Origin of the sequence: Methylocystis suflitae (assembly GCF_024448135.1) — a bacterium.
Lineage (GTDB): Bacteria > Pseudomonadota > Alphaproteobacteria > Rhizobiales > Beijerinckiaceae > Methylocystis > Methylocystis suflitae.
On record NZ_JAMRYX010000236.1, the window covers coordinates 1 to 13,945 of the forward strand.

Annotated in this window: 15 protein-coding genes; 7 read left to right on the forward strand and 8 right to left on the reverse strand. The window is 62.7% G+C overall.

The features are described from left to right. Nucleotides 1-616: 616 nt before the first annotated feature. The 6 genes from NEI07_RS17970 (at nucleotide 617) to NEI07_RS17995 (ending at nucleotide 4,810) form a co-directional block, all read left to right on the forward strand. Nucleotides 617-1,360, forward strand: a complete 744-nt coding sequence (locus NEI07_RS17970) for a ParA family protein (protein WP_256036510.1) — start codon at nucleotides 617-619, stop codon at nucleotides 1,358-1,360. Nucleotides 1,361-1,429: 69 nt separating this feature from the next. After that, on the forward strand, nucleotides 1,430-2,344 hold the full coding sequence (locus tag NEI07_RS17975) for a ParB/RepB/Spo0J family partition protein (RefSeq protein WP_256036635.1): 915 nt from the start codon (nucleotides 1,430-1,432) through the stop codon (nucleotides 2,342-2,344). Between the two features lie 151 nt (nucleotides 2,345-2,495). Then, nucleotides 2,496-3,014: a MobC family plasmid mobilization relaxosome protein gene (locus NEI07_RS17980; RefSeq protein WP_256036511.1), complete on the forward strand. Its 519-nt coding sequence runs from the start codon at nucleotides 2,496-2,498 to the stop codon at nucleotides 3,012-3,014. Next, a complete protein-coding gene (locus tag NEI07_RS17985; RefSeq protein WP_256036512.1) occupies nucleotides 3,011-4,093 on the forward strand; it encodes a relaxase/mobilization nuclease domain-containing protein in 1,083 nt (360 codons plus the stop codon). The genes NEI07_RS17980 and NEI07_RS17985 overlap by 4 nt, the downstream gene beginning before the upstream one ends. A 115-nt stretch (nucleotides 4,094-4,208) precedes the next feature. Next, the gene (locus NEI07_RS17990; protein WP_256036513.1) at nucleotides 4,209-4,490 is read left to right on the forward strand and encodes a type II toxin-antitoxin system RelE/ParE family toxin; all 282 of its coding nucleotides are present in this window, start codon (nucleotides 4,209-4,211) and stop codon (nucleotides 4,488-4,490) included. Between the two features lie 14 nt (nucleotides 4,491-4,504). Continuing rightward, on the forward strand, nucleotides 4,505-4,810 hold the full coding sequence (locus NEI07_RS17995) for a HigA family addiction module antitoxin (protein ID WP_256036514.1): 306 nt from the start codon (nucleotides 4,505-4,507) through the stop codon (nucleotides 4,808-4,810). A 317-nt stretch (nucleotides 4,811-5,127) separates the two neighbouring features. Here the strand turns inward: NEI07_RS17995 and NEI07_RS18000 are convergent, their stop codons facing one another. After that, on the reverse strand, nucleotides 5,128-5,544 hold the full coding sequence (locus NEI07_RS18000) for a hypothetical protein (protein ID WP_256036515.1): 417 nt from the start codon (nucleotides 5,542-5,544) through the stop codon (nucleotides 5,128-5,130). A gap of 133 nt (nucleotides 5,545-5,677) precedes the next feature. Here NEI07_RS18000 and NEI07_RS18005 point away from each other — a divergent pair, with 133 nt between their 5' ends. Continuing rightward, a complete protein-coding gene (locus tag NEI07_RS18005; protein ID WP_256036517.1) occupies nucleotides 5,678-5,950 on the forward strand; it encodes a helix-turn-helix domain-containing protein in 273 nt (90 codons plus the stop codon). A gap of 21 nt (nucleotides 5,951-5,971) precedes the next feature. On the opposite strand, the gene NEI07_RS18010 is transcribed toward NEI07_RS18005, so the two are convergent. From NEI07_RS18010 to NEI07_RS18040, 7 genes are all read right to left on the reverse strand, one after another. Next, nucleotides 5,972-6,997, reverse strand: coding sequence for an LPD7 domain-containing protein (locus NEI07_RS18010; protein ID WP_256036519.1), 1,026 nt, complete (start codon nucleotides 6,995-6,997; stop codon nucleotides 5,972-5,974). After that, complete coding sequence (locus NEI07_RS18015; protein ID WP_256036521.1) at nucleotides 6,981-8,927, reverse strand: type IV secretory system conjugative DNA transfer family protein; 1,947 nt, start codon at nucleotides 8,925-8,927, stop codon at nucleotides 6,981-6,983. Before NEI07_RS18015 ends, NEI07_RS18010 begins: the two co-directional genes overlap by 17 nt. Next, nucleotides 8,893-9,924, reverse strand: coding sequence for a P-type DNA transfer ATPase VirB11 (gene virB11 / locus NEI07_RS18020; protein WP_256036522.1), 1,032 nt, complete (start codon nucleotides 9,922-9,924; stop codon nucleotides 8,893-8,895). Before virB11 ends, NEI07_RS18015 begins: the two co-directional genes overlap by 35 nt. Beyond that, entirely contained in the window at nucleotides 9,921-11,066 is a 1,146-nt protein-coding gene (virB10, locus tag NEI07_RS18025; protein WP_256036523.1) for a type IV secretion system protein VirB10, read from the reverse strand. The genes virB11 and virB10 overlap by 4 nt, the downstream gene beginning before the upstream one ends. A 10-nt stretch (nucleotides 11,067-11,076) precedes the next feature. After that, nucleotides 11,077-11,931, reverse strand: a complete 855-nt coding sequence (locus NEI07_RS18030; protein WP_407659939.1) for a TrbG/VirB9 family P-type conjugative transfer protein — start codon at nucleotides 11,929-11,931, stop codon at nucleotides 11,077-11,079. Next, nucleotides 11,928-12,599 (reverse strand): virB8 family protein, encoded by a 672-nt coding sequence (locus NEI07_RS18035; protein WP_256036524.1) that lies wholly within the window; start codon nucleotides 12,597-12,599, stop codon nucleotides 11,928-11,930. The genes NEI07_RS18030 and NEI07_RS18035 overlap by 4 nt, the downstream gene beginning before the upstream one ends. Before the next feature lie 379 nt (nucleotides 12,600-12,978). Next, the gene (locus tag NEI07_RS18040) at nucleotides 12,979-13,941 is read right to left on the reverse strand and encodes a type IV secretion system protein (RefSeq protein ID WP_256036525.1); all 963 of its coding nucleotides are present in this window, start codon (nucleotides 13,939-13,941) and stop codon (nucleotides 12,979-12,981) included. Nucleotides 13,942-13,945 lie beyond the last annotated feature (4 nt).

Consider the following 13,945-nt stretch of genomic DNA (forward strand, 5'->3'; position numbering starts at 1 on the left):
TTCGGATTTAAACGATGCCAGCGGATCGCTGGCAGCTTTTTTTTGTTTTGGTGTGGCGCCTTATGGACGGAGAGTATTGCGGCGACTGATGTCTCAGGCAGTGGCCGCCGCTCTCTCTCTGCATCCGGCGCCGTAACAGAAGCGCGCCATGTTGTCGGCGCGCCTGCCGCGCTCGTTACGGCTATTCACGCGCATGCCCGTAGAAAGGGCGAACCGAGGCTTTCGAGAACACCGTGGTTTGCACCACCGCTTCGACCAGGCGGCAACGAAGCGTTTCGCTGGCGCCCGGCGTGAAGCAGCAATATCGGATCGGTGGTTTGCACCACGTTCAAGGGCCAGTGAAGTTCGTCGCGCGGCGCGCTGCTAACCACGCCGATCACTATCTCCGGACAAATTGCCCACCCCGGTGAATCCCCAGAAAACGTGGTTGCCGCACTCATCGCGCAAACGAGGCGTCATCGACCCTGGCTTCCTCACCCTGTCCATTGTGACAGGGCGACTCCGATCGCGAGTCGCGTCATTGGTCGCAGCAAGTCGGCGCCGTGGTGCAAACCACGATTACGGCCGCAGCCGACCGCAGCCTCAATCGGCGTCCATTTTGAAGGCGACCAGCCGCATGAAGACGATCGTGATCAATAACCAGAAGGGTGGCGTCGGCAAGACGACGCTCGCGGTGCATCTGGCCTGGTATCTGGCAGAAGCCGGTCGCCGCGTCTTGATCCTCGACCTAGATGCTCAAGCGAACGCGACGGACACTCTCGCCCGCCATGCAGGGAACGCCTCCGCAGCGGAATTATTCCGGCCTGCGACGCCGATTGCGCCCAGCGGAATCGAAGGCCTAACCCTCGCTCCAGCCGACACCTCCTTGACTGACGTCGATCGTGGCAACGCGGCTGCAATCCCGACGCTGCGACAGAACCTCGCCGCGGCGAACGAGCATTTCGACATATGCGTCATCGACACGCCACCTTCTCTCGGGCTGCGCAGCGTAGCGGCGCTTGTCGCCGCCACTCATGTGCTCTCTCCCATCTATCTCGAGGACTACTCGGTCAAGGGCGTGAAGGGACTGCTGCAAACCTTCGTTGGCGTCCAAAAACGATATGGACGGTCCGATGCGATGTTTCTCGGCCTATTGCCATCTCTCTTTAACAGCAAGTCGCCACGTCAGCGGGCGCATCTCGAGCAACTGCTTCGGGACGCGGGCAAATATGTCTTCCCCGGACACGTCGTGGCGCGCGACGGCTACGCGGAGGCGGTCGCCGAGCGAGCGCCGGTGTGGTCGTTGAAGCGGCGTTCGGCGCAGGAAGCTGGCCGCGAGATTCGGGCCGTGTTGGCCAACATCGTCGAACGCGCCGGCTGAGGAGGGGGATCGATGGCTTTAGACCTCAGCTTCAAAGACCTCGCCGAGGTCGCGGCGCAGAACGTGGACATGAATGGCCGTCCTCTGCTCATTCCGCTATCCCAGATCGACGAAGATCGCGATCAGCCACGGCGCGCTTTCAATGAAGATGAACTTGCCCAGCTCGCGGACTCGATCCGGCTCGTGGGCATACTGCAGCCCATCGTCGTCCGACCTGGCGAGATCTCGGGGCGTTACTTGATCATAATGGGCGCGCGCCGATATCGGGCAGCGCGAATTGCCGGCCTCGACTCAGCGCCCGCCATCGTCCAAGAGGGATGTGCGCCCGATCGCTATGCGCAGATCATCGAAAACATTCAGCGTGACGATCTTGCCACCGCTGAAATCGCTAATTTCATCGTGGCGAGACTCGAAGCAGGGGAGAAGCAGGCTGATATCGCCCGCAAGCTCGGCAAGCCGAGGGACTGGGTTTCACGTTTCGCCGCCATTCCGAAAATGCCGGGCTTTCTTCAAGGGAAGCTCCACACCTGCTCCATTCGCGCCGTCTATGAGCTCTACCAGGCTTGGCGCGCGCAACCCGAAGCGATCGAACAGGTCTGCTCGACACAGGAAAGCTTCACCGATGCTCAAGCGCGGCGCATCGCGCACGAGCTGCGTGATCCGTCGTTCACGTCCGCTCTGAGTGCGTCCGGCGATATTCCGAGCACCGCTCCAGTCATCGAGAGCTCAAGACCGAATATTCCGTGGTCTGTTCAGAACGAGCGCCACCAAACTTCCGCACGTGCGCGCAGTCCACACGAGCAACGCAGAAGCAAATCCGCTGTTTCGATCCTGGTGCAGCACGGCGATCGCACAGGCCACTTGCTCACTGATGGACCTGCTAACAAAGGGACCCGATTCGCGTCGGTGCGCTTTTTCGAAACCGGTCAGACAGAGGAAGTTCCGGTTTCCGAGCTGCGCATCGAAGAGATCGCGCCATGTTAATGTCCGCAATCTCGGCTCGGCACGTTTTGCCTTTCACTTGCCCAATAGCTCATGAGAAACGATCTTTTCGTAGGAGGAATTGCGAAGCGATTCTAGTGCAGGATAGGCTTTGCGCCAGCGATGTAATACATCGCGACAGGGTCAGCGGCCGATGGCGCTGATCTCGCTCCGCATTTCCGACGACGTGGCGGCGCGCTTTGCAGCGCTCGCCGTAACCGAGGGTGGCAAATCGGCGCTGCTACGCCGCCTCATCACTGACGCGCTCGACATGCGAGTGCCAGGCGCCGCGCCATTGCCGATCGGCAGGCCTGAGAAGGTCACGTTGCGCTTTCGCGACAGCGAAATGCGCCAGCTCTCCGAGATCGCGCATCGGCGGGGCATGACGCGGACCGGCTGGATCGTCGCCCTTGTGCATGCGCGATTGGGATCACCGGTGCAGCCTTCTGCCGACGAACGTGAAGCGCTGCGCGCCATCCTGCGCGAGCTCAATCGCATCGGCGCGAACGTCAACCAGATTGTGCGCGCGGCGAACGCCGGCGTTCAACACGGCAGGGCATCCGAAGTAGGTCTGTCTGAAATCCGTGAAGCGAAAGCTGTTGTCGAAAGCGCGCTCACGGAGCTGCGCAGAATATTTGGGGACAATGCCGATTACTGGAGAGCAGGCGGATGAGCCGGCGTCGCTCGCCGCGCGAGGCGGACCTGTTCGCGGAACTGCCCCCGATCTCTTATGTCTGGCAAACGCCCATTCGGCGTCCGCGGCCGGCGGAATGGGATATTCCTGATGGCGCGCGATCCGGACGGCTGACCCCGGCGATGCGCGCCAAGTTGGAGCGCATCGTCAAACGAGCGCCGGAAGTGATGGTGAAAATCACCGGTCGCACCAAGAGTGTTGAGCATCTCAAGTCGCATTTCGAATACATTACCCGCAACGGCGAGCTCGCCGGCGAGACGGAACAGGGCGCGCTGTTGGTGGGGCGCGTAGGGTTGAAGGACCTGCAAAGTCGATGGGCGGACGACGCGGCTCTCGATAACAGGCGGCGCCGCGATGGATCGCTTTCGGTCAACGTCATTCTATCTATGCCGGCCGGGACCGATGCCGCCGCCGTCAAGGACGCGGCCCGGGCCTTCGCCATCGAGACCTTCGGCGAAAATCACGATTTCGTGTTCGTGCAGCATCTGGAAGACAAGCATCCGCACATACATCTAACAGTGCGTTCTCTCGGCTACAACGGCAGACGCCTCAATCCGCGCAAAGCAGATTTGCAGATCTGGCGCGAGCGTTTCGCCGGCGAGTTGCGATTGCGGGGAATTGAGGCCGAGGCGACGCCACGGCGCGCGCGGGGCAAGGTGCGCAAAGCCGACCGCGGCGCGGTGCTGGCGCTTCGCAAGCGAGGCATTTCCCCCCTTGTCGATCGCCGTGCGCGAGAAGAGGTCTTGCGCGCCGCCCGGGACGGGAAGTCAGGGGCGCGTCCCTGGGAGGAGAAAATTCAGTCGCGGCAGAAGGCGATCCGTCAGACCTATCTGCGGTTCGCCGAGGAATTGGAGGCCGCCGGCTCGTCGTCCGATAAGGCGTTAGCGAGACAGATGCGTGAATTCGTCCGCGACATGCCAACAATCGAAACAAGGCGGCATGCTTTGAGGCGCGAGCTCGCAGATTTCGTCAAAAATCGCCAACGCCAAAGGGGTGCTGAGCGCAAAGAGGATTCTGGAGGGCACGATAAGCTGCGTGATGGCGATCGAGAAAAATAAGCTGCTGCTTGCCGGCAGGGAGCTGGATCAGTTCGAACGGCCTCGAATTGAGGCCGTATCACTGGTTGATACGGTGTAGCTTGACGCCTGTATCATTCTATGATACATACGGTTCGTGATCAGGAGCTTCCGGAACAAGACGACTGAAGCCCTCTTCAACGGCGAGAGTCCGAAGGGCTTTCCGGCCGACTTGATCAAGGCGGCGCGCCGGAAACTGCGCTACCTCAACGCCGCGGGCGATCTCGGAGACTTGAGGGCGCCGCCGGGCAACCGGCTTGAAGCGCTTGTGGGCGATCGGAAAGGGCAACACTCGATCCGCATCAACGACCAATTCCGGCTATGCTTTGTTTGGACGGCCGAAGGCCCGGCGGAAGTCGAGATCGTGGACTACCACTAGAAGAGAACGAGACGGTGACCAAGAAGCTCAAGCCAATGCATCCTGGTGAGGTTTTGCGGGAAGAGTTCCTCATTCCGCTCGAAATGTCGGCGGGCGCTCTTGCTAAGGTATGCGGCTTGCCGCGCACGCGAATTGAGCGGATCGCCAACGAGCAGACCGGCATTACGGCGGACACTGCGCTGAGGCTTGCCAAGGCGCTCGATACGACGGCGCAGCTTTGGCTCAATCTGCAGACCGATTATGATGTGCAAGTCGCGGTGCGCAATCTCGGCAAGACTCTCGATCGGATCGAGACCATAAACGGGCCGAAGGCGGCCTAACTAACCGGCTCCGCGAATCTACCTCTTGAGACTGCTGGCTTAATCGAGGGCCGTCACTCCACTCAGAAATTCAAGTCCCGCCCTCAAGAGCGACGAGGGCATGATAGGCGGTGTCGAGTTCCGCCGTCGCATTGCTGAGGGCAAGGCGCGTCTCGTTCAATTTGGAAATCGCCGCCTGCCCCTGTTCTGTCACTTCCCGGCGATCGAGGACGCCGCCTGTCAGATGAGCCGCGTCCTCCGTTAAATCACAACGCCGCCGGTCTCAAATCGCCTGTTGGGCTGGCCAACCGCATGGCGGGCCAGCCGCAAGCCGTGGGTCAGGGTAGCTCGCCGTTTTCTTCGGCGCTGCTTCCGATGTCGCTCCCATCAGGATTCGCGGCGCTCACACCAGGGATGTAGCCCAACTTCTCATCCAAGGCGGCGAGGGCCCGGAAAGCCGAATCGAGTGTCGCGGTCGCTTCGCTCAGGGCGGTGCGGATTTCACTCAGCCTGGAAATGGCTTCCTGGTCCGCTGCGATGACCTCAGGTTTTACGCGCGCCGTCCCGCCCTTGGCCTTCGCGATTTCCAAGCGGTTGGGCCGCCTGAAAACTTCCTGGCGCGCGGCCGCCTCCTCCTGTTCCAGCGCCTCGGCCCTGGCATATGCCTCGCGATAGCGCTGCAGCGCCTCGACGGCTTTCTTCTCGAGATCAGCCCTCTCGCTCATGCTCTCGTCCCAGGCCAATGGTTCGATCATTAGAGTAGTTCGGCTGAAGAAACTTTTAACGGCTTCGAACCGTGCATCTGTTTAAGCCGAATATCCCAAAATGGGATAATTCCAAAACCGGATTATCGGACGGGCTCGCTTTCTTCGAGCCCCGTCCGCATCGATGTCCAAAACGCTTCGATCGCCTCGCCAGCGCCAGCTCTTGGCTTTGCTGGTTCAGGCGCGACAGGGGCGCGGGCTAACCCAGGCGCAGGTTGCGGCGAGACTTCGAAAACCGCAATCGTTCATCGCGAAAGTGGAAGGCGGCGAGCGGCGGCTCGATGTCATCGAATTCATCGACCTCGCATTCGCCTTGCGGGTCCGCCCGGCCGAGCTGATTGAACGCTTGCAGCCGGCGCGTGGGGCGAAGCGCGTTTCTCTAAAATCGAAAGAATAAGATAATCGGGCGTGGCGCGTATCAGCGTTCCCGCTGATGGGTCCTTTCCCGGCACTCTTCAGGGCTCCGCCGGGCCTCGCCCCTGTCGGTTCGCGACCTGTTGTGTTCCGATACTCGCTCCTTGACCATCGCCCGTTCGAAGGAGCGCCCCTGTTCGAGGTGCTGAGCGATGCGCTGTCTCGCCGCATCAAGGATTTTTTCACGCGCTTGCGGGTCGCGCGGGAAGGCGCGTTCGAGAGCTTTTTCGATGATCGCGAGCTGCGATTGCGCGGCGACGAGGTCCGCGTCTCGCGCCGCCGCCTCACGATCGGCGGCGCGGAATTTTTCCGCCCGCGCCCGCCAATGGCCCTGCGGAACCGGCCGCCGATCGGCGCTCAGCTTGCCAGGGGAGGAGTCGATCGCTGTGACGTTGTTCGGGGCTCGGTCGGCGCCGTTCCTGCGCGTTTCGAATCGATCGCCGGGCTTCGCCTTGCTCAAGTTCGAACGGTTCCACAATTCCGGCAGGCGCCGATTTGCGCGCTCCCGCGCCTCGCGCCTGCTTGCCAAGGCCCGCCGGTCGATGTCGGTCGGCTCATAGCCCTTGACTTCCATTCCACGCGCGCTTGCCTCTAACCAGGCCTCGCGCCGGAATTCCGCCGAGCCGCGAAGATGGATGGCCTGCCAGTTTCGGTGTTCCGCGACCGCGATCATGTCGTGGATCACTTGCGCGGAGGCGAACCGCGTCGTGAGTCGGTCGTCCGTGGCCTTGAAGGCGAGATATTCGCCGCGTTCGTCGGCATAGACGCGCGCTTTTAGGGCCACGCCTTCTTTCGCCTGCTGGTCGGCGACCACGTAATATTTACGACGGACGCGATCCGGGAAACTATAATCGTTATCCGTCGTCGGCGCTGACGTTTCGGGAGGCGGCGCGTCGTTAACGGCCTCGAGGATGGGATCGCGCTTTTCAGAGTCGCGCGCCGCCTGCGGCTCGTCGCTCTTGCCATCGTCGCCAGCTTCAGCGACGCGCTCGATTGTAAAGTCGCCTTGTGCGTCAGCCGCGTCGCTCATGTCGCTCCCCTCTCGACGTGCGGCCCGACCGTCGCGCCGGCTCGATCGCTTGGCTGTCAACATAGTTCAGAGTCCAGGCCTTCATTTCCTCCTCAGATAGCCCTTCGAGATCGACGTCGACGTCCCCGAAATCAAAAGTGGCGTCAGTCGGAATGGTCGACGGATCGGCGATTTCGTCATCGCTTAACGGCCGCGTCTGGAAGACGGCGCGCAGTTCCGCCACCTCGGAGCGAAGCTCCCTGATTTCGGCGTCGATGAGGGCCGTGGAGCGGCCCTTCGGCAGTTCGCGGACCGGCGCCGGCAGCACGCGTTCGAGAAAGGCCTTATCCTTGTAATAGACGATCTTGTCGGCGATGATCGGCGGAACGCCGGCCATCAACAGGATCGCCTTGGATTTCGGCAGCAGCTTCAATTCCTGGGGCAGCATTAAAGCGCGGCGCTGCTCTGAGACGGTTTCGCTCGTCGCCCGCCTCGCCAATCCCCGTGGCCCGCTGCGGCTCGATGCCTTCACGGTGTCATAGCCGATGCGCTCCGACAGCTCGTTCGCGACGTCCTGTTCCTTCGGGGCGAACACCACCTCGATGGCGTGGTTCGTCATGATGTTCTTGGCGAGGTCCGGCCCATAGATCGCTCGCAGCTGCGCCGGGCTCTGAATGACCGTGAGGAGACGCACGTTGAAGCCGGCGAGAAAGGCCACGGATTTCGCGAGCACATTGACGTTGCCGAGCGCGGCGAACTCGTCCAAGAGCAACAGCAGCTTGCGACTGAGCTTTTGGTTCTGCTCCGGCAATTCGCGGGTATGGAGATCGATCGTCTGCTGGAAGAACAGATTGAGGAGCGGACTTAAGCGGTCGAGATTATCGGGCGTCACCCCGAGATAGATCGACATCGGCCGCTGCCGCAAAAGCCGTAGGTCGAAGTCGTTCTCCGCCGTCGCCGCGTCGATGCGGGGGTTGAGCCAGAGGCCCAAACGCGCCGTCACCGTCTTGCGCACAGAGTTCAAGGTGTTCTCAGAAGCGGCCAAAAAATCGTTGAGCGCGGTCACGCAATGGCGCGAGAGGGGCGATGGGCCGGATTTGCGCGCCGCTATGATCTTGTCGAAATGCTTCTTCAGATCATGGGTAGAAGAGAGCTGGCGCAGGATTTCGCCAATGGTGAAGGGTAGCCCGGGCGTTTCGGCGACATAGCCGCCGATCGCTACGAAAGCTGAGCGGGCGGCTTCGAACCAGAAGGGATCGCCGCGGCTCTCAGAGGGAAACAGCATGACGGCGATGCGTTGCAGATCGTCATAGAGATCCGCCGGCTCGCTGCGCACATAAGAGAGAGGATTGTAACGGGCGGTGCGGCCGCTCTCGTCGAGGGGATCGAAGAGATGGACTTCCTGCCCGTGCGCGGCGCGAAAGCTCGCCGATTTATCCCAATTCTCCTTTTTTACGTCGAGAACCACGACCGAATCCGACCAGTTGAGGAGATTGGGAATGACGTAGCCGACGCCCTTGCCGGTGCGGGTCGGGGCGTAGACGAGAACATGCTCCGAGCCCCCGAAGCAGAGGAGAGAATCGTCCTTGCGTCCGAGCAACAGGCCTTGCCGCGCTCGCAAGCCCGCCTCGGCGATCTCGCGCGCGCTGGCGAATTTTGCTTTCCCGTGCAAGGGCAGAGGACGGGGCCGTAAAATCGCGCCGAGTGCGCCGAAGGAGACGACGAGGCCGGCGAGAGTTGAAAGCGTCAGCCAACGTTCGAGGCGTTTGTCGGCGCCATAATGCGCCCAGCTGCTGACGATCTCTATAAGATGGAAACCGCCGTCGTGCGCGCGAAGCCCGAGCAGCAACACGTTCGAGGCGACGAAGAGGAAGAGCGCCACGGCGCCGGCGACGAGCGCCGCAAAGAGCGCCGCCCTAACGGGCGTGCTCGCGTTTGCGAAGGGGATCATAATAGATTTCCGTGATGCGGTAACGGCCGTCGCGCTTTTGCATTTGCACGACGATGTCGACAAGCAGGAGAAGCAGCGAGCGGATGTCGTCGCGATGGAGATCGCGGCCTTCCGCGCTCTCTTTCACGAGGAGGGTCAGTTGCTCGAAGGCGAGACGGGCGCTGTCCGCGTGCACCGTGGTGATCGATCCCGGATGCCCGGAATTCACGTTGCGGAGATAGAAGAAGGCCGTGCCGTCGCGCAGCTCCTGCAACAGAATGCGGTCGGGGCGCATGCGCAAACAAGATTCCAGGAGTTCGCGGGGTCCGACCTTGGCGAGGCCTTGGCCATCTTTTGAGTAGAGCAATCGCACGCAGTTCGGGTGCGGGATGACGAGCTCGGCGGCGTCTTCGATGGTGATCAGCCGTTCGTCCTCGGGGATCGCCGCGATCAACGCCTTCGAGAGCGTCGTCTTACCGGAGCCCGTCGCTCCCGAAATGAGGATGTTGCGGCGGGTCAGCACCGCGAACTCCAGGAATTCGCGCCATTTGCCCGCTTCCTTCAAGGCGAGCAGGCGATGTTCGTCGGCGGAAAGCTCGTCGCTTGCCGCGCGCACATCGTCGAAGAGCTTCGCCTCTTCGAGGTTGTGAAGAGTCATCGTCAGGGCCGCGGGCTTGCGGATCGTCAGACTGAGTGTGCCGGTGGAGACGGCGGGCGGGACGACGATCTGGCAGCGTTCGTCGGCGATGAGGGTGGTCGACACGATCGGGCGCTCGGCGCTGACATCCTGTTTGGTGAAGCCGGCCGCTGCGGTCGCGAGATGCAGAAGGTGCTCTTGCGTCAGCGACGACGCCTCATGCCGCGCCCAGCCGCTAGGACCTTCGATGAAGACTTCGCCCGGGCGATTGACGACGATCTCTGTCAGGCTTTCGTCCGAGAGATAGGGCGCCAACGGCTCGAGATAGCGCTCGAGGACAAGGCGCGCGCCGCCGCGATCGCCGGTTCCGGCGGATCTCACGGCTTGGTCACCATGACATGGTCCGCGATGGGCGCCGGAGGAGGATCGAATATCTGGGTACGCGTCTCGATGCGGCGAAGCCGATAGACGGAGGAGAAATCGAGGTCGCGCGCGACGAACACATTGACGAGTTCGCCTTGGTTCTTGTTCAGCGTCGGCGGAATGTCGATCGAGTGCTGGACGGCGACGGCCGCGGCGGTATTGGCGGCGCCGGGCGCGTTGACGATCTGAATGTCGCTCGTTTGTAGCTGCTGGCGACCGATTGCGGCGGCGTCGCCGACGATCGACAATAAGAGCGCGCCGCCGAAACGCTGCCAGAAATGCGTATCGATCTCGCCATCGAATCCGGCGCGGCCGAGCGCGTCGGTTGCGGGTGAGGCGAGCGCGACGATCACGCCCGTAGGGGTTTTTGCCCGCGTCCACAGCACAAACAGGCGGTGCGAGCCGCGCCGGACATTGGCGCGATATTCGCCGACGATCTGCGTCCCCTTTTCCATCAATACGACATTGCCCGAATCCGACATCACGTCGCGTGAGACGACGCAGGAAACGAAGCCGGGAACGTCCGACGACATGGCGGTTTCGAGAACGCAAGGAATGGCGGTGCCCTGCGCGACGAGAAGATTGCGGTTGGGAAGCCGCGAGGCGCGCACGCCTTCGAGGGGGGTCGGCTGTAATTTGTCCAAAAGCTCGTTTTGCGGCGGCGGCTCCCCGATTCCGTTGCGGTGGGACCCCAACTCGTTTGTAAGCGGATTGTGAGTCGCCCGCGCCTGGAGCGGCCGGTTGTACGCCAGCACCGGCGCGCGCCGTGCGCTCTCCATCAACTGATCGGTCGGCGAGGGCGTCAGCGCCGCAGGGGCGGAGCGCGGAATGGCGCCCGTGACGTCCGGCCCCTTCGGCGTCGGCGGCTCCCGCGCCGGTTCGAAGGCCGCCGCCTGGCGGATCAGGAGTTTGTTGGGCGCGGGGTCATTTGCTTTCCTTTCGCCCTTCCATGTTCCCCAGATGATCAGCGCCGCGAAGGCGGTCAGCGCCACGGCCCCGAGCCCGCGCTGGAGCGTCGCTCGCCGGCTGGCTTCATTCGAGCCCGCTACCGGAGTAATGCCGCGTTCACCGGGGAGGGCGTCGGTCTGAGCTTGAGTCATTTCTCACCTTTCATCGCCGTCTGGTCGGGGCTTTCGGCAGCCGAGCGACATTAGGACTCATCGTATTCGTGTCGGGGTTGACGCCGACCGGATCGAAGGCTTCGTTGTAGATGCAGAGAACGTCGCCGCCTTTGCGCAACCGAAACTCCAGCGCTGTCGCATGGACGGTGACGAGCTCGCCGCGCACGTCCTTTGGCGCAAGCGTCTCGGAGCCATCCGAGGCGATGAGGTAAATCGCCGGCACTTCGCGATTTCCCGCAAAGCGGAAGGTCGTCTCCTTGCCGTCGTCGAATACCGCTTCGGGCTCGAGATCGATTGATCCTTGCGCCGAGAAGCGCCAGTTGCGCGCCCCATGAGCGCGAGAGACGGCGAAAGCGTCTTCGATCAGAGCCCCTTCGCGCCCGGCCCCCCGAGCCGCCGCCTCTATACGGCGGCGCTCGATCTCGTCGCCGGGATAGGCGAAGCCCACGACGAAATAGCCCTCCGCAAGCGAGCTTTCCGCGATCGACAGCTCGAATTGGTAGGAGCGCTTGCGGCCGTTGGCCCGCGTGGTCACGACCTGTAGATTGGTCGGCGAATGCTTCTCGCGCGGCTTGAGGAACAGGATCGATCCAGCGGGCGCGACCTCCCAGGCGACGGAGTCGCCGATCGCCACATGTGCGATCTCTTCGTCGTCGGAAAAAACAATCTGCGTTGAGGCGCGAATGACGCCGTTGATCTTGACGACATTGGCCGGGTCATAGGTCACCATCCTCACGCGCGCGTCGCGCGGGCCGGCGGAGGGCTGCTGCAGGGCGATCGCCGGCGTGCTCGGCAATCCGGCGCAGGCGAGCGTCAGTAGGATGAGGAGGAGATTGCGGATCACGGCAGGGCCTCCGGATCGGCGCGGTATTCAGAAACGAGAAAGCCGAGTGGGTTGATGAGGCGGTCGCTCGAGGAGATCGGCGCGTTGACATAGGAAAAGGTGAGCGTCGCGATCCAATGGGCGATGCGCGTCTCTTCGCCTTTGCGGCTCTCAGCAAGATAGCGGACGGAGGCGACGTTATCGCTCAAAAGCGAGATTGCTTTGATGCGCACATTGGCGACGCCGAAGCGGCCATGCAGAACCTGCGGGCTCTCGGGATTGGAGCCGCGATACCAGGCGGCGAAACGCGTCTGTTCGGCCGGGGCGGAGAGCAGGGAGATCGTGCGGAAATTCGTCTCCGCCTCCGCGGCGCTGTAGCCCTCGCGGGCGCGCACATAACGCGCCAGGAAATATTTGGTGACGGCTTCGTCGTAGCGCGCCGGCGTTTGTTTCAGCGCGGCGACGGTCTCGACGATCCCCGTCGAATTGTCGACGCGGATCACGAAGGGTTCGACCGTCTTCAACGGGGCGAGCGCCGCCACCGCACCCACGGAGACGACCGCCAAGCCGCAGGCGCCAGCGGCGATAACCTGAGCGATCCGCTTCGAGCGCTGCGCCGAGAGCAACAGGTCCTGCTCCCAGTGGCGCGCATTCTTGAAATAGGCTTGCAGTTCGTCGGGGCGAACCATCGTCAGCCCTCCTTGCCGCATGAGCGATAAGAGGCGACGTCATTGAGGCGGCTCGCGTTGGGCTTGTCGCTTGCGATGGAAGGCGCCGGCGCCGCGCGATTCAGCGCAGTTGTGGCATTCGGTCGGTCGGTCTCGGCCGCGCGGATCGCCGATGAGGGAACCGAGCCAAGAGCCTGCGGCGCGCCCTCCCAATCCCACAGAGAGCGGTTGAGGGGACGCCGCGCGAATCCATCGCACGTCGGCGGCGCGCTGGAAAAAGTCGCACAGCCGCCGAGCGGCCACGCCATCACACACATAATGATTAATCGCCGCATTCTCATTAATCCCATATCGTCCGGCGCGGCCGCCGCCGCCCCATCGTTGGCTCGGGTTGCTTCGATCAGGCCCGTTGAATGCTGCCGCCTTGCCTGCGCACCTTCATCGCCGCGAGGCTGCGGTTCGCCGACCAGCGCGCCCCGGCATAGGCCCCAGCCGCTGCGGCCGCCGCGTTGGCGACGAGCGTTCGCGTCACCAGCCGACTCGCGAGCGAAGCGCCGCCGCCGGCGAGCCCGCTGGCGATCGAGGGTAGATGCAGGGCAATGTGGCCAGAGAGGCCAAGCAGGGTGCTGATGGCGACTGCGCCGACCAGCGCCTCGCCGAGCGTCGTGGCGCTGTTGGAGAATTTGTCGATGAAGCCGCTGACGGCCGACAGCATCAGTCCGACGAGGGCGATGACGAGCACCAGCAGGATCAGAAAATTGGCGACCTGGCGCAGCCAGCTTTCCGCGAATGGGCGCGTGGCGTCGAAGAGAGCGAGCGCAATGAAGAGGGGGCCGAGCGCGATGACAATCGCGAGACCGATCTTGGCGTAGAGCAGGACGGCGAATTGCAGAAACGAGCCGATCGCAACGAAGACCAGGAGAATGGCGGCGATCAGCGCCGGCGCGATATTGGTCAAGCCCGCCTGGTCGTAGATTTTGTTGGCGATGTCGATGCCCTTCGAGAGCAATTGATCAAACGGCGCGCCGGAATTGACGTTGAGCCCGGAGCCCGCAATGGCGTTGCCGATTTCCTTGGGAAGAGAGTCGAAGAAGAGGCCGGTGACATATTGCTGGAAGGCCGAGGAGTTCGTTGCGAGCAAGACGACGACGACGATGCGCATCGCTCGCCACGCGAAATCGAGGATCGGCTCGGCGATCACGCCGCGCATCACGGCAAAGCCGTAGAGGATCACATAGAGCATGACCGCGACGCGCAAGGGGCCGTTAACGTAAGCGGCGAGATTGCCCGCCGACGTCGACACGAAATTCGTGAGCGGCTGCTCGAACTCGTGCAGGAAACTGTCGAAGACGTTCACGGCCATGCGG